This is a genomic window from Paenibacillus alba, from assembly GCF_013204855.1.
GTDB lineage: Bacteria > Bacillota > Bacilli > Paenibacillales > NBRC-103111 > Paenibacillus_E > Paenibacillus_E alba.
The window spans coordinates 25,020-45,008 of the sequence record NZ_JABMKZ010000012.1; the positions used below are offsets into that span (position 1 = coordinate 25,020).

The following is a 19,989-nucleotide window of genomic DNA, read 5'->3' on the forward strand; positions in this document are numbered from 1 at the left end:
GGAACCCAGCCCCCATATGAACTGCAAAAAGGCGCCCATTCGGACGCCTTTTCCAGTCTATGAAGTCTCTTAAGGGTCTTGTTGACCTAAACTGAGCCAACTAGAAAGTCTCACTCACTTACTTTTTCAGCAGCAGATACATAAAGTATGGGGCTCCAATCAGGGCAACCATAATCCCCGCGGGAATGCCATCAGGTCCAACAATATTGCGGCCAATGGTATCTGCCAGCAGAAGTAGCCAGCCGCCAATCAGAATAGCGAGCGGAATGAATAGTTGGTTTCTCGGTCCCACGAAAGCTTTGGCGATGTGGGGGGCCATCAGGCCAATAAAGCTGATGCCGCCTGTGACGGAAACCGCGGAAGCGGCAAGGGCGACTGCGGTCAAGAGCAGCACAATGCGCTCTTTTTCAACGGATACGCCAACGCCGACAGCTACAGGCTCGTTCAGCCCGAGCAGGTTCAAACGATTCGCTTTATACAGCGTAAAAGGAATCAATATAATCAGCCATGGAAGCAGCGCCCATACAAAAGGCCAGTCGGCTCCCCATATATTCCCTGCCAGCCATTTGGCGATAAAATCCACTTTGGAGCGTTCGGCTGAGGAGATTACGACAATCATAATGCCTGATAGCGCCAAGGAAAAACCAACCCCGATAAGGACCAACCGTACGGGCTGAAGACCTGTTTTTCGGCTATAGGAAAGCACATAAATGCATGCTGCCGTAAGGACAGCGCCAATGAATGCGACTAGCGGAAGCAGATAGACAAAGGTGCCTGTCTTGATTGGAAAATAAAGAAAGAATACAGCAACGGCAACACCAGCACCCGCATTGATGCCAATAATGCCGGGATCTGCTAAGTCATTGCGGGTGATGCCTTGCAAGATTGAACCCGATAAGGCCAGGGCCATGCCGGACAGCAAGGTTATCGCAATACGCGGCAAGCGAATCGAGAAGAGGACGAACTCCTCTTTGAACGTTCCATGACCAAGCAGAGTTGGAATTAATCGGTTATACGAGAGTGAAGAGTAGCCCATCCCCATACCGATAATGATGGTGAGAATAATAAACACGAAGCCCCCAAGAATGAGCAGCCTTTGCTTTCTAAGAACGGCCGGATGTATCATGGCAATGCTTTGCCCCCTCTACGTACGATAAACAGGAAGAAAGGCAGCCCCAGCATGGCCACAATCGCGGCCACAGGTGTTTCATAAGGAGCATGGATTGTGCGTCCAAGCGTATCCGCGAGGAGCATAAAGGCAGCGCCCAGAATCGCTGACATCGGAATAATGAAACGATAGTCGGTGCCAACGATCGCCCGAACAATGTGAGGGATCATCAAGCCTATGAAGGCCATGTTTCCAACCAAGGCAACGGAGGCGCCAGCAAGTAAAATGATCACGATAAAAAGTGTGGCTTTGATTTGAAAGGTCTTCTGCCCAAGGCCGACGGCCACTTCCTCGCTTAAGCTGAGCACAGTCAGCTGTCTGGACAAGAAAAGGGCAATCAGTGTCCCGACGATGATAAAAGGCACAATAATTTGCAATTGCCCCCAAGAAGTACCCACGAGTCCGCCTGCCGTCCACATGGACACTTCTTTGGAGATTTTGAAGGAAATACCGATTCCTTCACCCACCGCATATAAGAATGCGGATACCGCAGCCCCCGCTAATACGATGCGAAGAGGCGAGAAGCCGCCTTTTTTCATAGCGCCTATTCCAAAAACCATCACGGCACCTATCGCCGCTCCAATGAAACAAACAATCATAATACCAAAGTAATTGGTAGATGGCATAAAGGCTATGGTGAAAGCCAGCGCTGCATTGGCACCGGCAGTCAGCCCAAGCAAGCCAGGGTCAGCAAGGGGATTTCGTGTAATGCCCTGCATGATGGCGCCGGATACGGCTAAAGCTGCTCCAACGAAGATCGCTGCAACTTCACGAGGCAATCGCAGCTCGCGAATGATCGTAAGCGTATCTCCGGTCAAGTTAGTGGTTAGAGCCTGCCAGACGTCCTTGACGGTCGTATCGGCTGCTCCGAATACCATGGCTACAAAAAAACAGCCCACGAATGCGATTATACTGACAATGAGTTTAAAGACAAATGAAATGGAATGGTTCATTCAAGAACGCTCCTTGCCGTATTATTTACCGAGTAGGTTCTTGATAAAGAAGTTCAACTGGAATTCTAAGGTTAATGGATCATTGAAATAGAATTCTTTGGCATTGGCTTCGTATACATGATTGTTTTTAGCCGCTGGCGTGTTTTTGTAAGTATCTGTTTTTTGGAAGCTGTTATCGGCATCCGGATTTTTGCTGAAAATGACATAGTCGCCCATGTATTGAGGAAGCACTTCCGCAGACAAGGCATAGTAGCCTTCTTTCAAAGCCATTTCTTTCACCTTTTGCGGCATAGCCAGCTTCATTTCTTGATAAAGAATTTCCGTGCCACGGCCCCAATTGTCGCCGAAGACATAAAGCTGCTTGTCAAAGCTTTCGATAACCGAGATGGTTTTGTCAGCACCGATTTTGGCTTTAATGTCCGTACCTGCTTGCCCTGCACGTTTTTTGAAGTCGTCTACCCAAGCCGCAGCTTCTTTTTCTTTATTCAAAAGCTTGCCGATTTCCAATTGTTGTTTCAAATAGTCCACTTTTCCGTATGTATACGTAACCGTTGGAGCGATTTGTTTTAATTTATCGGCGTTTTTGACATTGGAAAGACCGATGATCAGATCCGGCTTCAATTCAATGATTTTTTCCAAATTTTCATCGGAAACTTCTTGCACATCTTTTAATGTTTTCTCGAAGTTTGGATTTATTTTGGACCAGGAATCTACACCAACCAGATTTACTTTAAGCGCCATTACATTCCCCGCAAAGGATGAAAGAACGATAACACGCTGTGGGTTGGCTGGAACTTGAATGGGACCATTTTCGGATTGATAAGTGATCGTCCCTGATAGGCTATCTGCTTTCGTTCCCGCTTTGGCATCGGGTGCAGCAGTTGCTCCTGGTGAAGTCGATTCTTTAGGTGTAGTGGAAGAACAAGCGCTAAGAGCCAGCACCAAGCAGAGTAGGAACGGGAGCAGTAGCGTTTTCATGGGTGGAATCTCCTTTTAATAAATTGTACGTCACGCACATCGGTTTGTTGGTTCGAGGATCTCGCCCAATCTCAGCGTCAATCTGAAAAACTTCTTTAAGCACTTCATGCTGCATCACTTCTTCACAGTTGCCGGCTTTGACGATTTCACCGTCTTTGAGCGCAATCAAATAGTCCGCGAAGCGGGCGGCTTGATTCAAATCATGAAGCACCATGACGATCGTGCGGCCTTGTTCTCTATTGAGCCTTTGGAGCAGCTCGAGAACCTCTAGTTGATGAGCTAGATCCAAGTAGGTGGTAGGCTCATCCAAAAAGATGATGTCGGTTTCTTGAGCAAGCGCCATAGCGATCCAAACACGCTGGCGTTGGCCGCCGGACAATAAATCAACAGGACGGTATTTAAATTCTGTCGTGCCTGTCACTTCGAGGGCCCATTCGATAACGTCATAGTCTTTTTTCGTTAAACGGCCTAAGCCGGATTGATACGGAAAACGGCCATAGGAGACGAGTTCGCCTACTGTTAATCCACTTGCGCTTTCTGGAGCTTGAGGAAGAATAGCCATTTTCTTGGCTAGTGCTTTCGTATTTTCTTTGGAAATCAGCGCTCCATCTAATACAATCGACCCCGATTGATGTGAAATAATGCGCGTAGTTGCTTTGAGAAGCGTGGATTTACCGCAGCCGTTAGCCCCAATAATCGTCGTTATTTGCTGGTCGGGAATAGCTACGCTTAGATTTTTGACAATCAGGCGTTCTCCATAACCAATGTTGAGATCATTTATATATAGGCGAGCCAAGTTAACACCTCCACGTTATATCGTGATACTGATAATCATTATCACATCTCAAACACTTTAAGGCAAGCGTAGAGGAGTTGTCAACAGATTTTTGTTGTAAATTGAAAAAAATAACCGTATATTTAAGTGAGAATGATAATCAGTTTCATTATATAAAGCTAAGGAGTGAACAAAATGAATGAATCAGCATTATTTGATGTGACGGTTATTGGAGGGGGTCCGGCTGGACTTTATTCCACTTTTTATAGCGGACTGCGAGAAATGAAAACGAAGATTATTGAGTATCAAGATCAATTGGGTGGCAAAGTCCATGTTTATCCGGAGAAAATGATCTGGGATGTCGGTGGTCATACACCACTTCCAGGCGCGAAGCTGATTGAGAAGCTGGTCGAGCAAGGCCTCACGTTCCAGCCTGAGGTCGTTCTTAATGAGAAGGTCGAGTCGATCAGACGGAATGAAGAAGGCATTTTCGAATTGCTGGGATCGTCAGGGCAGAAGCACTATTCCAAAACCGTGATTGTTGCCGTGGGCGGAGGAATTTTGAACCCTAAGAAATTGGAAATCGAAGGTGCAGAGCGCTACGAGGTTTCGAATTTAAACTATACGGTGAAGTCCTTGGAGCATTTTAAAGGTAAAACCGTCATTATTTCAGGTGGAGGAAATTCGGCGATTGATTGGGCCAACGAACTGGAGCCTGTTGCCTCGAAGGTGTATTTGACGTATCGCAAAGACGGATTGGCCGGTCATGAGGCACAGGCTAGGCAGCTGATGGAGAGCTCGGTGGAATGCTTCTTTAACTCGTCTATTAGCAAGCTGATCGCGGGTGCCAACCATGAAGCGATTGAGCGTGTGGAGCTGGTAAATTCGGATACGGGAGAAACCTCCTATATAACGGTTGATGAAGTGATCATTAATCATGGCTATGAACGAGACACTACCTTGCTGGAGAACAGTGAAGTGGACATCGCTATCAAAGATGATTATTACATCGCAGGAAATGCCTCCAGCGAATCCTCGATTCCGGGCATTTATGCGGCTGGCGATATTCTGAACTATGAAGGCAAAGTACATTTAATCGCCGGAGCGTTCCAAGATGCTGCCAATGCCGTCAATAAAGCCAAACAATATATACAGCCTGATGCCAAAGGGTATGGCATGGTTTCATCGCATAACGACGTCTTCAAGAAGCGCAACCGCGAACTCGTGAAGCAAATGATGTCCTAGCTTTCCAGGGAAATGAACGGAGTGACGGTCAAGGAGGTCCTTCTTGTCTACTCTTTTACAAAACGTGACACGATCCCGTGTATTTCCTGAAAAAGACGTATATCTCACACCCCTTGCTTCGACAGATATTACAAGCCGGGTGTTGTACGATTTGGTTACATCGTCTGGGAGGTGCCGTCAGTGGTAGATCATAGAACCAAGATAGGGGCAGTCTTTTTTATTGACCGTGAAATTGAACGGGTTTTGAAGGATTTGGAAAGCGGGACCATCAACAAGGACCAAGGAATAGGAAGCTTGAATACCTTGTTCAACATCTCCTCCGGCATTGAGGACACGAAGCATATGCAACTGATTTGCAGAATCATTACTTACTTGCGAAGTACAAACTTATATGTTCAGTTGAAGAAAATGTATCTGAACCGCTACTTTCATGAGTCGGATTCGCCGATTGAGGAAACTAGCGAGCGGGTACGCATCCCTTCCTTTGAGAAAATAATTCGTTAGTGTGAGTATCCAAAAAAGGATCTTCCTGCAGCCATCTATCGGCAGAGGAGGATCCTTTTTATATGTTTAATTCGCTGCTGTAAGGCTATCTTGGCGTTTCATCCAGTCCTCGTGCTCCTCATAGATTCTATGCCACAGCTCATCCCGCTCAATGCTGCTGTAATGGACGAGATGTTCGCCGAATACGTCCGCAAGCACCTCAAGCCATTGCGACTTGGTTGGAAGCTCGACCTTTTCCACCTGCTGAAGCTCACGCTTCACCCATACGCAGCCCCGAAGCTCGTTGCTTCCGGTCGCATGTCGTTGTCGAAGGAGGAAGATACGTCTCCATGGGGATTCAGGCGATAGGGAGTAATGCGCATGTTGTGGCTTAAATAGGCCGATATCGTCAACCACTTCAGGGGCGTAATCTACGCCTGCATAGGGACCGAGGGCATCATGCTCCAGCCGCCAACCGTGTGAAGCAACGGGAGATTCTACTAGCTTATATAGGAAAGACGATTGCTCATAGCTTCCGTGCCTTAGAGGAATCGGCTCATAAGGCATATCGCCAAGTCCGGCATCAATGATCCAGCGATCTTCGTCCTCTTGATCCGCCGCGAGGTTCACGGTTAGACCGAGGTGGAAGGAGTTAATTCTCGGTTCTTCGCCGAGAGGCTGTACACCAGCGCGGTGCATGGTGACACGGTATCCCAAGGAACGAAGCAAGGTGAGGAAAGCGCCATTCAGGTGAAAGCAGTAACCGCTGCGCCCAGTAAGCATCAGTTGGATGGAATCCTTGAAGTCGATTCCCACAGGCTTTCCTGCAAAAGTATCCAGAGTCTGCCAAGGAATCTTCTCGACATGAGCTTTATGCAGCTCGAATAAGTAGTCTTTGGTCGGAAGTTCGATATCTTTCACGCCTAGTCGGTTTAAATAACTTTGAATTTCGGATTTGGTTAACATGGTCTGCATTCACCTCGTTTGTCTGAATAGCAAGCGACTTTCGATTTCGATCCTGTGAATATTGTTTGGGCTATACGTAAACTTTATAATAAAACTGACCGCTTATAAATGGTCAGTTTTTAATTTTCTCAGAGGACAGATAGGAGGATGTGTATGTTCGAAATATGGCTGTCCGAGCAAAGCCAAGATCCCCTATATCTACAACTGTATACGCAAATTCGCCAGCAAATTCGAAGCGGAGCCATTCTGAATGGCGCGCGTATGCCTTCTGTCCGAACGCTGCAAACGCAGCTGCATATTAGTAAAACGCCCATTGAAACAGCGTATCAAATGTTGTCGTCTGAGGGATACGTTGTCAGCAAACCGCGTTCCGGCTTGTATGCGATCAATGCGTTCAAGCCTGAGCATGCCCTGATGCAAGGTCCTATAACCCACCATATAGATGCAGCCCTGCGGCCATTGAGCCAACGAACATCATCTGCGCCGCATGTCATTGACTTCAACCCTACGAGCTTGGATGTTCAAACTTTTCCTTTCCGCATCTGGAGAAAGATGTTGAACGAAGCACTGGAAAACTCTGCGGAGCTCCTGTGCCAATATGGCGACACTCAAGGAGAATATGCCTTCCGAACTGTAATCGCTGATTATATCAGACAAGCACGAGGGGTGGTCTGCTCGCCGGAACAGATCATTATCGGCTCGGGGATCTCTTACAGCATGAGCATTCTGACCAAACTGCTTGCCGGGTATCCGCATATAGCGATGGAGGAGCCGGGTTTCCCCAAGGTTCGGGATCACTTCGGTATAAGTGGATTCGCAATCACTCCGATTTCCATTGGAAATAAGGGGCTTTCGATAGATGAGCTCGAGAGGAGCTCCGCTCAATTGGTCTATGTCACGCCTTCCCATCAGTTTCCTACGGGCAGCGTAATTCCATACGCCGAACGAGCACAATTGCTCAACTGGGCAAGTGCAAGGAAGGCTTATATCATAGAAGACGATTATGACGGTGAGTTCCGTTATTTCAGCAAGCCTATTCCTTCGCTGCAAAGTCTGGATCATCAGGGCAGAGTCATTTATATCGGGACGTTTTCCAAAGCTTTTACGCCAGCCTTGCGAATGAACTATATGGTGCTGCCGGTGACATTAATTCGCAAGATGGAGAGCCTGCAAGCTCTCTTGTCCAGTCCCTCGCGTATCGAGCAGTGGGCGATGCAGTCTTTTATCGAGCAGGGACATTGGTTTCGTCATATTCGGCGCATGCGCAATACGTACCGGAAGAAGCATAGCATATTGATGGAAAAGATAAGCGCCTATTTTGCCGATGAGGTAGAAATTACAGGACACAGCGCAGGGCTTCATATTCAGATTAGTGTCAAAACAAAGCTTAAGCCCGAGCAATTAGTTCAAATGGCTGCAGACCATGGCGTTCGCATCTACGATATGCGCGGCGCATGGATGGATCAGAATGCGGAGGCAGCGGGCGATCCCAAGGTTTACTTAGGATTTGGCGGGATTAGTGAAGCGGAGATGGAAAGCGGCTTGCTGCGGTTAAAAAGGGCTTGGTCGTGCTTGTCCGAGGAATGAACCATCACTGTGCATAAAGAGAGAATAAAGAAGACACCTCAAGAGTTTGGATCTTGGAGGTGTCTTTTATATAAATCTATAATAAGATAATTGCATCAGCCGACCATTGGCAGGTTGTGAGCCCCGCAGAGGAATCGCCGCTAACGGGCATAAAGCTTCCTTTTATAGTGAAACTGTTATTTGCAAGCGATTCTTGAAGTTGGCCTTGATAGAGCGGATGACTCGCTCCAGCGCTTAGGTCCCCTTTTACCAATTGCCGAAATACGATTTTGCCGGAATGTTTATCATACCAACCGCGAAGAGGATTCCCGAATACCGTTCCGGTTACAAGCCCGCTGCGAGCGACATTCGTGATCAGAATACCTTTTGTCTGATGGGCAAAGATATGCCACGAGGCTGTTGTGAAAGGCATGTGTGCAGAAATGAAGCGGCGTTTATTTAAATAGGTCACTTTTTTGTTGAAATACACGGGTGTTTTTTGTGTTTGGGATGCCATGTGTATTCACTTCCTTTTTCTTTATCCTATGTGATAAACGTGCGGATCGTTTGGATTGATAGATTAGTAGATGAGCGTATTTTTCACAATCTTGATGGTAAAATGAGAAGGAGTTAGGGAAGCAGGAGTTGGCAGCGAACTGCCCTTGTTTTCGCGACTGATTTTTGGCACAATAATAAACAGATGGTATGCTTCGGCTGCTTAGTAGAATAGGACTGAACGTGAAAGTCTTGAAAAGAGGAAAACCAATGAATAAACAATCCATCTATGGATTAACGTTTGATCAGCTGGCCGCATCGCTGGCCGAACATGGACATAAAAAATCCCGCGCACTGCAAGTATGGGACGGTTTATATCGGAAGCGGGTCACGAATTTCGCAGCAATGACAGAGGTGAAGCAAGACTGCCTGAATACGTTGGAGGCTCACTTCGTCACCGAAACCTTGACCGAGCATTTGAAACAAGAATCAGCAGATGGCACGATTAAATTTCTGTTCAAGCTGCATGATGGCAATTTGATCGAGACCGTGTTGATGCGACATAAATATGGATTGTCCGTGTGTGTGACGACGCAGGTCGGCTGCAATATCGGCTGTAGCTTCTGCGCAAGCGGGCTATTGGCCAAAAGCCGTGATTTGACCAGCGCCGAAATCGTGGAACAAATTATGAAGGTTCAGTTTCATTTGGACAAAAAAGGCGAGAACGAACACGTCAGTCACATCGTCGTCATGGGCATTGGTGAACCATTCGACAATTTCAAAAACATGGTGGATTTCATCCGCGTTGTGAAGGATCAAAAAGGACTCGATATCGCGGCACGTCATATTACGGTATCAACCAGCGGTCTCGCTGATAAAATTATTGAATTTGCCGACTCGGATTTGAAGGTAAATTTAGCGATTTCCTTGCATGCTCCGACGAACGAGCTTCGTACACGGATCATGAAAATCAACAAAGCGATTCCGATCGAGAAGCTGATGAAGGCGATCGAGTATTATTTGGACAAAACGAACCGGAGAATTACACTCGAATATATTCTGCTGAAGGATGTCAACGACGGGAAAGAGCACGCGCTTCAGCTCGCCGAGCTCATTCAGCATATCCGGCAGCTGGCCAATGTGAATTTAATTCCTTACAACCCAGTGGATGAACACAGTCAATACCAACGTAGTGAGCGGGAATCCGTGCGCGCTTTCTATGACACGTTGAAAAAGCAAGGCATCAGCTGCAGCGTTCGCCTTGAGCATGGAACGGACATTGATGCCGCTTGTGGACAACTGCGCAGCAAGCAGATTAAACAATCCACAGGGGATAACCTTGGGCAGGAGCAAGCTGTGGTTGGTTGATTGATTGTGGTTGAAGGAATGCTGGCAAGACGAGATAGGGGACCCATCAGCGCGCTGATTGGGTTCTTTTTTCACCACTGTCGATAAAACCTATCTCTAAACGCGGCCGTTATGGCCTCGATAGAGGTTTTCCCAACGAAACCGGAGGTGTTTGGTTGTGTTATATCAACCCGTGGAGGCTTCTTTTTTCAGGAAGCCCACACTTGAATTGGCCCGATCGCTGCTCGGCATGCTGCTCGTGAAGGAAACACCCAGCGGCATTGCATCGGGTTGGATCGTTGAAACGGAAGCTTACATCGGGCCAGGGGACCGGGCGGCACACAGCTTCGGTCATCGCAGAACGCCGCGAACGGAAGTGATGTTCGGTCCTCCGGGCTACGCGTATACGTATGCGATGCACACGCATTGCCTCGTGAATGTCGTAAGCGGGGAGGCTGGCTGCCCCGAAGCGGTGCTGATAAGGGCTGTCGAGCCCAGCGTGGGCGTGGAGAGCATGTTGGAGCGCCGTGGCAAGGACAAGAAGCTGAAGGAGCTTACCAACGGCCCAGGCAAGCTGACGAAGGCGATGGGCATTACGATGGCGGATTACGGAACGCTGCTCTGCGAGCAGCCGCTGTACATCGCCGAAGGAAGGGCCGCTGGAACGATTGCTGCCGGACCGAGAATCGGCATCGAGAATAGCGGAGAAGCCAAGGCGTACCCTTGGCGGTTCTGGGTAGAGGGCAACCCATTCGTGTCGAGACAAGGGATGATGACCCGTAACCCGTAACCCGTAACCCGTAACCCGTAACCCGTAACCCGTAACCCGTAACCCGTAACCCGTAACCGTAACCCGGAATCCGCAACCGCAACCGCAACCGCAACCGCAACCCGCAACCCGCAAATTCGACCCCCGATTCCCCGGAATCTCGGAACCACGTTTCCCCAGCGACTCAGAGGGAGGGAACTACGTTCCCTTATTTGTGCCATAATCGCCTCTTTTGCACCTCAGACGGAACTGTGTTCCGCTATTTCATCGGTTTCACCGGGAAAAGCGCAGAAAAGGGAGATATAAGTCCCTGTAGTTCCGCTAGGCAAGCGGAATGACCCATTTTCGCACAAATAGCGGACTGTATTTCCCTCCTGCAACGAGTATCATGAACCAAGGACCAACTGCTCATCAGCAAACAGTAAGCTGGCTTTAGTAGAATATTCAGAAACAGCTAGTCAAGCGCTTTACAATTTGTCGTTAAGGTATAAATAGCAGGAGCCCCATGATCTCGTCATGAGGCTCCTTTTCTTATTTGCAGATGTGTGACTTCAACTTCATAGCAGCGGCTATTGCTTAAATCCTAATAGGATTGGCGATTGCGCATAATCATCATCAACCCGCCTGCGATTATGAGCACGATGGCAATGATGGACTGGTTGTGGAACAAAGTGCCGAAAATGGAGCCGATGGAGAAAATGGCGAAGAATAACAACGACATAACAGCTAGAATGTTAATCGGAATGAGCAGCCATCTATTGCGGCCGCCGAACCAATACAATTCGAAGAGTCCGATGGCGACGGCGAGCATGAATCCAGGCCACATGAGATGCCAGATGTCGAACAACGTAGAGATTTGGCAAACGATACCCGCCGTTAGCACGATCCCGCCAGGGACCAACAGCCCTACGCCTCTGCGCTGCAGGATGAAGAAATACATCCAATGAAAAAAGATGCCGACGGGAATGACGAACAAGGTTGGCCAGAAATACTCGAAGATCGTTCCGGTAGAGAAAGAAACGTCCCCTTTTAGAAACATAAAAATCCCTAATAGAATCAAGATTGGGCCTAGAAAGGCGCTGCGACTCAAATTCAACATATCCAACTCCTAATCATATTTTCGCGTAATCCATTATCCTAAGGATAGCATGGTGCGTTTCACCTGTCTTCCTACTCAAGGGAGAAAGGATATCGGTCGGAAGACTGATTTTTCATGTAGGAGAGTGGAGTAATCGTGCTTGTTGATTTTATGTCCGAAGAATAAAAAAAGCCTCCAAGACCCATCGTGTCTTAGAGGCTTTCGCTATTTTAGAAGAACTTCACGAGCTGATCCTTGATCTCATCATTCGTGCCGCCAACCACTGTTTGGAATTGGGGCTTATCGAACAAAGCCTGAATCTGCGGCGGGTACGTTTGTTTAATGTTGCGTAAACGGATGGACTCATCGAATTTCGCCGGATGCGCCGTCGATAACGCGACTGTCACTTCGCCGTCTGCCACGATTTGGTCGGCAGCGGCGACGCCGCAAGCCGTATGCGGATCGAGCAGATACGCATATTTCTCATAGTAGTCGCTGATCGTATCCAGACACTCTTCGTTCTTCACGCCATAGGCGGCAAAGTCAGACTGCACAACTTGCAGCTTGTCGGCAGGAATAACGACGCGGCCCTCGGCTTTGAACTGCTCCATGATCGCAGTCACTGCTTCGGCATCTTCACCGTAGAGGTAGAACAAGTAGCGCTCGAAATTGCTGGCCACTTGAATATCCATGGATGGGCTGTAGGTGCCGCGGAACGCGCCTGGTTGGTAGACACCTTCTTGGACGAAACGCTCAAGAATATTGTTTTCATTCGTAGCAAGAATGAGCTTATGAATAGGAAGACCCATCTTCTGGGCCAGATAACCGGCGAAAATATCACCGAAATTCCCTGTTGGCACGCTGAAGTTGACCTTCTCGGCTTCCTTGTTTTTCGCCAATTGGAAGTAGGCGTAGAAGTAATACACCGTTTGGGCCAAAATGCGCGCGATATTAATCGAGTTAATGGCACGCAGGTGGTAGCGATGCTTGAACTCTACATCGGCAAAAAGCTCTTTGATGATGCGCTGGCAGTCATCGAAAGTGCCTTCCACGGAAAGATTCAACACGTTGGCATCGTCAACTGTTGTCATTTGCAGTTCTTGCACTTGGCTTACCTTCTGGTGCGGATGAAGGATACAGATGCGAATGCCTTCTTTGCCGCGCACGCCTTCAATGGCCGAAGCGCCGGTATCGCCGGAGGTTGCCCCTAGGATGTGGATGATGGAATTCGTTTTGCGAGATACATACGCATAGAGGTTGCCTAAGAATTGCAAAGCAATATCTTTGAAAGCGAACGTAGGGCCGTGGAACAATTCGAGTACATAAGTACCGTCGTTTAGTCGCTTCACAGGCGTTACCGCTTCGTCGCGGAACGTCGCGTAGCTATCGTCAACAAGCTGTTTCAGCTCATCGCGCGGGATTTCGTTGTTCACGTACAAGGAGAAGATTTCAAGTGCAAGCTCCGAGTAGGAGAGGTTCTGCCACTTCTGCAAGGTCTCCTTGGAGAGCTGCGGGATATTCTTAGGTACAAGCAAACCGCCGTCGTTCGCCAATCCCATCAGGATAGCGTCGATAAAGCCGAGGGGTTCTACTTTTCCACGTGTGCTAAAGTATTCCATATGAGTCCCCTTATTCGAATGAATTTTCAGTTATTGTATCAAAAATCAGTCCATTTGGACAGTGCGATACGCCAACATGCACGAAGAAAAACAAAGAAACCTCCCAGCCGAAGCGTGGAAGGTTTCTCTTCTCTAAGACCTATTCTTCTTTAGCGGCTACAATGACTTTCCACGCGTTGCCGATTGGAGGCAGGCTTTTCGTCAAGGCAGGACCGTAAAAACCGATAACATTAGCGCCCTTCACGAGTGCGGCTTTGTCCACTTTATCCCCGTTCTTGTCAACGATGGTTGTGTCGCTGCTCAGCTGAAGAACCACTTCACTAGGTGCAGTTTCCGTTAATCCTGCGCCCTTAACCCGAATACTGGTGTTGCCTTTGTCATCTGTACGCACTTCTTCAACCGTACCTGAGGTTCCAATAGTACCTGCGTGTTTAGCCGTATCCAGAACCGTCAGCTTGGAAGCAGGCGTTTGCGGAGGCAAGCTGAGGGTTGCGAACATCGCATGCTCTGCGGACACGGTTAAACCGATATGAAGATCGGAAAGACTAAGCTTAGTGCCATCCAGCATTTGATATTCGGTTTCTTTGCTTACATTAAGCACGATGCCCTCGGTGTTGATGCCTTGGATTTGAATGGCTGCATTGTCTCCAGAGATGCGAATCGAAGTGATGACGCCAGTTGCTTGCACTTTCTTCTGATCATCTTTCATGGCGACGGATACTTTAGTCCCTTCTGTTGTCACTGAACCATGCAGCACTTTGCTGACAAAGGAAGCTGGGACATATAATTTGCTATCCACTAGCTCTGGCGCCGCACCTAGCGTTGTGAGCATTTTATTAATCGTATAGCGGTCTTCGCCCGTTTTAACGGTTGTAAACACATTGCCTTTATTCAAATCAACGGACATCGTCTCTTGGTTCCAAGTCAGTGTGAAGCCCAAGCCTTCTGTCACCGCGCGAAGAGGGAGCATAGGCTCATCTGCCGCAGTTTTTAAGTAACCATGTTCAGCTATAGCTCCGCCATTCACTTGGACAGAGACCGAGGAGGACGCTGTGGCATTGACCGGCATAATAGAAGTGGTTTGTGCGGTTTCATTCGTTGCTGCGTAAGCAGCTCCTGTTGTCATCATAGCGGATAAGGAGAGAACGGCTAGCGTCTTTTTCATGGTAGTTTTCATAGTTGTAATTCCTTCCTGTATGTAAGTTGTGTGTTTGTCTATCGTCTCTAACGAGAGATGATTGCAGAAAGTTGCAGTTTTTCATAAAAGGGAATCCTTGGTGATGAGGAGCAGCAGCCGCGGAAAGTTTAATTAAAACCAGATAAGATGTAGACTTCCCTCAACTGAACCGATAAAATCAATACGTATGTAAAATGGAAAGAGTATGGAAAGAGGTGGAAAGCTTGTCTTTTGTCATTAAACTGCAGTGGTTTTTCAAAGAAAGATGGAAATACTATCTGCTTGCTGTTAGCTTAATGATTTGTGTGAATTTATTGGCGACAGTCCCCCCGAAATTAATAGGGAATACCATTGATCATATTCGCAGCGGGAATTTGACGTCCCCCCAGCTGAATCAAACCGTTCTCATTCTTGTAGGTTTATCTTTGTTCCTGTATGTAATTACGTTCGTCTGGATTACGACGCTGTTCGGCAATTCAGCACTCATTGAGAAGGTGCTTCGAGGTCGTTTATTGACGCATCTGACGAAAATGACACCAGCCTTCTTTCAACGCAACAGCACGGGTCAGCTAATGGCTCTGGCTACGAATGATGTGCTTGCAATAGGCCAGACCGCTGGTTATGGGGTGATGACGCTTGTTCACACGCTGGTCGGGGCGTCCGTGGTCATTATCACGATGGTTTCGTTAATTAGCTACAAGCTGATGCTGGCTGCGCTTATACCGCTTCCTATTCTAGTGATTGTCATCAATAAGCTGGGCAAAAGCGTGCGAACACGCTTCCTCGCGGCGCAGGCTTCTTTTGGCCAAATGAATGATCATGCGCTGGAGTCGATCTCCGGCATTCGTGTCCTTCGTTCTTATGTCCAAGAGGATCATGACTTGACGGCTTTCGATAAAGTAACGTCCGACGTTATGAATAAGAACCGCCGGGTTTCTATGCTGAATACGCTTTTTCAGCCGCTCACTACGCTGATCGTTGGGCTAAGCTACTCGATTGGTATCGGTTATGGTTCTTATCTTGTCTTTCATCAAGAGATAACGCTGGGACAGCTTATTTCCTTTAATATTTACCTCGGTATGCTGATCTGGCCGATGATCTCCTTCGGGGAGTTTATTAATGTTCTGCAGCGCGGAAGTGCCTCGGCGGACCGTTTGGATAAGGCTTTGAAGCAGGAAGCCGATATTGTCGATGTGGCGAAGCCGATTTCCGTAGATGTGCCGGAGCGAATTGAAATGAAAGGGCTAAGCTTCACGTACCCGACTGCCAATCATCCGAGTCTCGTCAACATTGCGTTCCAATTGGAACGCGGGCAGACGTTAGGCATTGTAGGCCGCACGGGCAGCGGCAAAAGCACACTGCTCAAACAATTGCTGCGCCAATTCCCCGTCGAGCCGGGCAAGCTGCTCATAGCCGGTCAGTCGATTGAACAAATCAGTCTGGATCAGGTGAAAAGCTGGGTGGCATACGTGCCGCAGGAGCACCTCCTGCTGTCCAAGTCCATTAGAGACAATGTAGCGCTTGGCAAGCACAATGCTTCGCCAGAAGAGATTGCCCGGGCTATTGAGATGGCTTCTTTCACGCAAGATATTAGCCAAATGCCCGAAGGTCTGGGGACCATTGTCGGGGAAAATGGCGTCATGCTGTCCGGCGGCCAGAAGCAGCGTTTGGCTATTGCCAGAGCGCTCCTCATCAACTCAGAGATTCTGCTGCTCGATGACTCTTTATCCGCTGTTGATGCGCGCACGGAAAGCCGCATTCTTCAGCACATCCGCAAAGAGCGTGCGGGCAAAACGACGCTGATCACCACTCACCGTCTATCTGCTGTGAGTCATGCCAATTGGATCCTCGTTCTGGACGAAGGACGAATTCTCGAAGAAGGCACCCACGAAGAGCTAATGCAGTTCGGCGGCTGGTACCGTGAGCAATGGGAACGCCAACAGATGGAAGCGAGCCTGGAAGAATGACGAGCGGAAGAGAGGAGGATTCGATGAACCAAAAACCATCCACGACGAGAAGACTTATTGCTTACGCACTCGTCTATAAATTTAGAATTATTGGCGCTCTGCTAATTCTGTGCTGCGCAGTTGGCGCGGAGTTAGCCGGTCCATATATCACGAAGACCATTATTGATCAGCATCTCACACCTGGCATCAGCCAAATGGCGCCGGTTCTCAAGCTGCTAGGCCTATACATGGGCTTGCTGCTCTTCGCGAGTATCTGCAACTACGCGCAAGGATACTTGCTGCAATCGACGGCGCTGCAAATCATCAAGAACATGCGCATGGACTTGATGCGCCATATTCAACGCATTTCGCTGCGCTATTTCGATAATACGCCGATCGGTCAGGTCGTATCGCGTATTGCCAATGATACCGAAGCAGTTCGCGACTTGTTCATGAGCTTCATGGCGACATTCGTCGTCAGTATGATGCAATTAGTCGGGATCTTTGTGGCATTGTTCATTTTGGATTGGCATTTGGCAGCTTTTTGTTTAGTATTGCCGCCGATCTTCGTGGTCATCATGTCGATCCATTTGAAGTATTCCAAAATCTTTATCACCATCATGCGCGCGCGGCTTAGCGATATGAATGCGATGATCAATGAATCCATCGTTGTCATGCCGATCATCCAAGCTTTCCGCAGAGAGAAAGTGACGCTGGAAGAGTTCGAGGTCCTGAATAAGGACCGTTATGTCAATCAGGTCAAACAGTTCCGTATTTATTCCTTGTCTTCACGTAACATTGTAGGGACGGTTGGAAGCTTGGTAACGGCAGTGGTGATCTGGTATTTTGGCCGAGAATCGCTGCAAGCTGTGATTTCCTTCGGGGTATTTTATGCCTTCATTGATTATCTGGGGCGCATTTTTCAACCGATTATCGGGATTTTCGATCAACTGACGAATGCCCAAAGAGCCTTTGTATCTGCGGACAAAGTATTTACGATTCTGGATATGGAAGGCCAGGAGGTAGAGAAAGTTGACCGAACAACGGCCCGTCCCGAAGGTATCGTGAAATTCGATAACGTAACCTTTGCTTATAAAGAAGGGGAGAACGTACTGAAGCATATTTCGTTCGAAGCACGCAAAGGCGAGACGATTGCGCTTGTGGGTCATACGGGATCAGGCAAAAGCTCGATTATGAACCTGCTGCTTGGGTTCTATGAGCCGAGTGAAGGCGCCATTACGATAGATGGCAGCGACATCACGAAGATGTCCAAGCAAGCGCTGCGCAAGCATATGGGGATCGTTCTTCAGGATCCCTACTTGTTTGCGGGAGATATCAAATTCAATGTCAGCCTCTATAATGAAGATATTTCACTAGACCGGGTAAAAAGCGCCCTGCACGATGTTGGCGCCTCCGGCTTCATCGAGCAGCTGCCGCATGGCTATGACGAGCAGGTGGTGGAGCGGGGCAGCACGTTGTCCTCCGGTCAAAGGCAGCTCATCTCCTTCGCCCGAGCGCTGGCGTTCGACCCGTCCATTCTCATTCTGGACGAAGCGACAGCCAGCATCGACAGCGAGACGGAATCGCTGATCCAGCGGGCGCTGAAGGTCGTCAGCGAAGGGCGCACGACGCTGATCATCGCGCACAGGCTCTCGACGATCCGCGATGCGGATCAGATTCTCGTGCTGCACCGCGGCGAGATCGCCGAGCGCGGCAATCATGAGGCGTTGATGGCGCTCGGCGGCCGCTACGCGAAGATGTATCAGCTGCAGAAAGGCGAAGGCTCGGCCGCTGTAGGCTAAGGCTAAGCTTGTGCCTACAGGACCAGCTTGACTAGTGGCAGCGGCGGTATCCTAGTCAATGCGCTTCCCAAGCGGATACGTATGTACAATAAGAGGAAAGCTAGAAATTTTGGTTTAGCGTGCTTTCACCGGGATGCTGCCTGCTTCGCCCTTTGAGACTGCCTTTTCGAGACTGACGAATAATTATATTAGTGGGTCAAAAATTGCTTATTGAACAGACTAATTGTCTCTCAAATCGATTACAGGGCAAATCTTCTGAAGTTATTCGACAGTCTCTTTTCAGCAGGCTCAGAGCGGGTTCGATGAGGCTGTCCCATAAGCCCAATTTAGTAGGAGAGCGTCGATAGATGATGGGGTTGATTACTTTCATGTGGAATGAAGGGGCTTCCCGATCAGATCCGTTCACCCAAGTGTAAAAGCCTGCGAAAATGCAGGAATTCCCGGGCGAATTCGGTTAAAAAGTGGAAATGCCTGCAATTGTGCAGGCATTTTTATCTTTTTCTGCCGATCATCCAGAGAAAAGCCTCAAAAACCTGCACAAACGCAGGAATTTAATCGTTGCGGCTCTTCCAAGAGCAAAAAAGATGCCTAATTGCAGGTTTAGAGAAAGCAACTGGAGCAAGAGTCAGAGAAAGTAGGAGGCTCATCAAGAGATTATCAGAACCCGAAACAGCTATAGTGAAATAGATCCGGACACTATAGTCATACGCATGAAAGAAGACCACACGCAGAATATCCAGTTTATGTCAGGTTATCATGTACAAATCCGGGCTGCAGGTAATCGAAAAGTAAAAGTAAGTTTGGATTTAGGCACGATTGAGCCTCTCCGAATTCAATGAGAAAACCTCTATCGAGGCCATTCAAAGATGAGCGACCGCGTTTAGAGGTAGGTTTTATCGCCAAATAGAAAGACGTTTTCGGGAACCGAAAACCTATTCTTTCTATTGTGGTCAAAAAAGCGGTCCCTCAAGTAGGTTTATCTACTTATGGGACAGCCCCTTTATTTTAAAAAATAAGCATTGACATTTATCTTGAATTAAAGTATCTTTAAATCAAGATGTTACAAGTTAAGATGTTATCGCAAAGAAATGAGGTGAACGAAGATGAGCGAAGAACGAAATGCTTCCTTGGATCTCTATATTGCTCTTTCCAGAGCCAGTGAATGGGTGAATGCCCATGGGGATCGCGATATTCGTAAACATGGTTTGAATCGAACGGAATTTGGCGTTCTGGAGCTTTTGTACCATAAAGGCGCGCAAGCGATTCAACAAATAGGTGGAAAAGTGCTAATGAGCAGCGGAAATATCACCTATGTTGTGGATAAGCTGGAGAAGAAAGAATATGTGAAGCGGAAGACGTCGACCGAGGACCGCAGGCTCATTTTTGCTGAAATTACGGAACAAGGAAAGCAGTTTATTGAAGACATATTTCCTCAACATGCGGAAGTCATTGAGAATGCAGTAGCTGGACTTACGACGGAAGAGAAGAAATTGGCCAGTCAACTGCTGAAGAAGTTAGGCAAATTTGCCCAGGATGGATTCAAGTAGTTATCCTCCCGCTTAGAGGAGCTAACTGCTTATCCTTTTGATAAATATCTTAATTTAAAGATTCTTAAAATGAAG

18 protein-coding genes are annotated in these 19,989 nt (G+C 48.1%); 8 read left to right on the forward strand and 10 right to left on the reverse strand.

All coding sequences use genetic code 11. The features are described 5' to 3' along the window. Positions 1-118: 118 nt before the first annotated feature. The 5 genes from HQN90_RS16590 to HQN90_RS39955 are packed head-to-tail and all read right to left on the reverse strand — an operon-like array spanning position 119 to position 4,007. Positions 119-1,126, reverse strand: coding sequence for a FecCD family ABC transporter permease (locus HQN90_RS16590; protein ID WP_173220654.1), 1,008 nt, complete (start codon positions 1,124-1,126; stop codon positions 119-121). Then, positions 1,123-2,121 (reverse strand): FecCD family ABC transporter permease, encoded by a 999-nt coding sequence (locus HQN90_RS16595; protein ID WP_173220656.1) that lies wholly within the window; start codon positions 2,119-2,121, stop codon positions 1,123-1,125. Before HQN90_RS16595 ends, HQN90_RS16590 begins: the two co-directional genes overlap by 4 nt. Before the next feature lie 21 nt (positions 2,122-2,142). Then, complete coding sequence (locus tag HQN90_RS16600) at positions 2,143-3,099, reverse strand: iron-hydroxamate ABC transporter substrate-binding protein (protein ID WP_173220658.1); 957 nt, start codon at positions 3,097-3,099, stop codon at positions 2,143-2,145. Further along, positions 3,050-3,895: an ABC transporter ATP-binding protein gene (locus HQN90_RS16605; RefSeq protein ID WP_173220660.1), complete on the reverse strand. Its 846-nt coding sequence runs from the start codon at positions 3,893-3,895 to the stop codon at positions 3,050-3,052. The genes HQN90_RS16600 and HQN90_RS16605 overlap by 50 nt, the downstream gene beginning before the upstream one ends. Before the next feature lies 1 nt (position 3,896). After that, positions 3,897-4,007, reverse strand: coding sequence for a hypothetical protein (locus HQN90_RS39955; protein ID WP_173220894.1), 111 nt, complete (start codon positions 4,005-4,007; stop codon positions 3,897-3,899). A 62-nt stretch (positions 4,008-4,069) separates the two neighbouring features. On the opposite strand from HQN90_RS39955, the gene HQN90_RS16615 reads away from it, so the two are divergent. Beyond that, the gene (locus tag HQN90_RS16615; protein WP_173220662.1) at positions 4,070-5,119 is read left to right on the forward strand and encodes an NAD(P)/FAD-dependent oxidoreductase; all 1,050 of its coding nucleotides are present in this window, start codon (positions 4,070-4,072) and stop codon (positions 5,117-5,119) included. 180 nt (positions 5,120-5,299) lie between these two features. Continuing rightward, positions 5,300-5,623: a hypothetical protein gene (locus HQN90_RS16620; protein WP_079415553.1), complete on the forward strand. Its 324-nt coding sequence runs from the start codon at positions 5,300-5,302 to the stop codon at positions 5,621-5,623. A 66-nt stretch (positions 5,624-5,689) separates the two neighbouring features. Here the strand turns inward: HQN90_RS16620 and HQN90_RS16625 are convergent, their stop codons facing one another. Continuing rightward, positions 5,690-6,577: an arylamine N-acetyltransferase family protein gene (locus tag HQN90_RS16625; RefSeq protein WP_173220664.1), complete on the reverse strand. Its 888-nt coding sequence runs from the start codon at positions 6,575-6,577 to the stop codon at positions 5,690-5,692. A gap of 144 nt (positions 6,578-6,721) precedes the next feature. Between HQN90_RS16625 and pdxR the strand changes: the two genes are divergently transcribed. Then, positions 6,722-8,155, forward strand: coding sequence for a MocR-like pyridoxine biosynthesis transcription factor PdxR (gene pdxR / locus HQN90_RS16630; RefSeq protein ID WP_173220666.1), 1,434 nt, complete (start codon positions 6,722-6,724; stop codon positions 8,153-8,155). A 76-nt stretch (positions 8,156-8,231) separates the two neighbouring features. Here pdxR and HQN90_RS16635 read toward each other — a convergent pair whose 3' ends face one another. Then, positions 8,232-8,651 carry a hypothetical protein gene (locus HQN90_RS16635; protein ID WP_173220668.1) on the reverse strand — a complete coding sequence of 140 codons (420 nt, stop codon included), beginning with the start codon at positions 8,649-8,651 and terminating at the stop codon, positions 8,232-8,234. Between the two features lie 248 nt (positions 8,652-8,899). Here HQN90_RS16635 and rlmN point away from each other — a divergent pair, with 248 nt between their 5' ends. Beyond that, complete coding sequence (gene rlmN, locus HQN90_RS16640; protein WP_173220670.1) at positions 8,900-9,997, forward strand: dual-specificity RNA methyltransferase RlmN; 1,098 nt, start codon at positions 8,900-8,902, stop codon at positions 9,995-9,997. Positions 9,998-10,154: 157 nt separating this feature from the next. After that, positions 10,155-10,766, forward strand: a complete 612-nt coding sequence (locus HQN90_RS16645; protein ID WP_173220672.1) for a DNA-3-methyladenine glycosylase — start codon at positions 10,155-10,157, stop codon at positions 10,764-10,766. A 562-nt stretch (positions 10,767-11,328) separates the two neighbouring features. Here the strand turns inward: HQN90_RS16645 and HQN90_RS16650 are convergent. From HQN90_RS16650 to HQN90_RS16660, 3 genes are all read right to left on the reverse strand, one after another. Further along, on the reverse strand, positions 11,329-11,835 hold the full coding sequence (locus HQN90_RS16650; RefSeq protein ID WP_173220896.1) for a hypothetical protein: 507 nt from the start codon (positions 11,833-11,835) through the stop codon (positions 11,329-11,331). A gap of 218 nt (positions 11,836-12,053) precedes the next feature. Next, positions 12,054-13,442 carry a threonine synthase gene (gene thrC / locus HQN90_RS16655; RefSeq protein ID WP_173220674.1) on the reverse strand — a complete coding sequence of 463 codons (1,389 nt, stop codon included), beginning with the start codon at positions 13,440-13,442 and terminating at the stop codon, positions 12,054-12,056. 139 nt (positions 13,443-13,581) lie between these two features. Further along, on the reverse strand, positions 13,582-14,619 hold the full coding sequence (locus HQN90_RS16660) for a copper amine oxidase N-terminal domain-containing protein (RefSeq protein ID WP_173220676.1): 1,038 nt from the start codon (positions 14,617-14,619) through the stop codon (positions 13,582-13,584). Between the two features lie 224 nt (positions 14,620-14,843). Between HQN90_RS16660 and HQN90_RS16665 the strand changes: the two genes are divergently transcribed. The 3 genes from HQN90_RS16665 (at position 14,844) to HQN90_RS16675 (ending at position 19,914) form a co-directional block, all read left to right on the forward strand. Beyond that, positions 14,844-16,586: an ABC transporter ATP-binding protein gene (locus tag HQN90_RS16665; RefSeq protein ID WP_246362513.1), complete on the forward strand. Its 1,743-nt coding sequence runs from the start codon at positions 14,844-14,846 to the stop codon at positions 16,584-16,586. A gap of 23 nt (positions 16,587-16,609) precedes the next feature. Next, on the forward strand, positions 16,610-18,367 hold the full coding sequence (locus tag HQN90_RS16670) for an ABC transporter ATP-binding protein (RefSeq protein WP_173220680.1): 1,758 nt from the start codon (positions 16,610-16,612) through the stop codon (positions 18,365-18,367). Between the two features lie 1,103 nt (positions 18,368-19,470). After that, a complete protein-coding gene (locus HQN90_RS16675) occupies positions 19,471-19,914 on the forward strand; it encodes a MarR family winged helix-turn-helix transcriptional regulator (RefSeq protein WP_173220682.1) in 444 nt (147 codons plus the stop codon). The last annotated feature ends 75 nt before the right edge of the window (positions 19,915-19,989 follow it).

Bases quoted from the DNA above. Each gene is read 5' to 3' on its own strand.
- HQN90_RS16590 (WP_173220654.1), bottom strand. From the start codon at position 1,126: ATGATACATCCGGCCGTTCTTAGAAAGCAAAGGCTGCTCATTCTTGGG.
- HQN90_RS16595 (WP_173220656.1), bottom strand. From the start codon at position 2,121: ATGAACCATTCCATTTCATTTGTCTTTAAACTCATTGTCAGTATAATC.
- HQN90_RS16600 (WP_173220658.1), bottom strand. From the start codon at position 3,099: ATGAAAACGCTACTGCTCCCGTTCCTACTCTGCTTGGTGCTGGCTCTT.
- HQN90_RS16615 (WP_173220662.1), top strand. From the start codon at position 4,070: ATGAATGAATCAGCATTATTTGATGTGACGGTTATTGGAGGGGGTCCG.
- HQN90_RS16625 (WP_173220664.1), bottom strand. From the start codon at position 6,577: ATGCAGACCATGTTAACCAAATCCGAAATTCAAAGTTATTTAAACCGA.
- pdxR (WP_173220666.1), top strand. From the start codon at position 6,722: ATGTTCGAAATATGGCTGTCCGAGCAAAGCCAAGATCCCCTATATCTA.
- HQN90_RS16635 (WP_173220668.1), bottom strand. From the start codon at position 8,651: ATGGCATCCCAAACACAAAAAACACCCGTGTATTTCAACAAAAAAGTG.
- rlmN (WP_173220670.1), top strand. From the start codon at position 8,900: ATGAATAAACAATCCATCTATGGATTAACGTTTGATCAGCTGGCCGCA.
- thrC (WP_173220674.1), bottom strand. From the start codon at position 13,442: ATGGAATACTTTAGCACACGTGGAAAAGTAGAACCCCTCGGCTTTATC.
- HQN90_RS16660 (WP_173220676.1), bottom strand. From the start codon at position 14,619: ATGAAAACTACCATGAAAAAGACGCTAGCCGTTCTCTCCTTATCCGCT.
- HQN90_RS16670 (WP_173220680.1), top strand. From the start codon at position 16,610: ATGAACCAAAAACCATCCACGACGAGAAGACTTATTGCTTACGCACTC.
- HQN90_RS16675 (WP_173220682.1), top strand. From the start codon at position 19,471: ATGAGCGAAGAACGAAATGCTTCCTTGGATCTCTATATTGCTCTTTCC.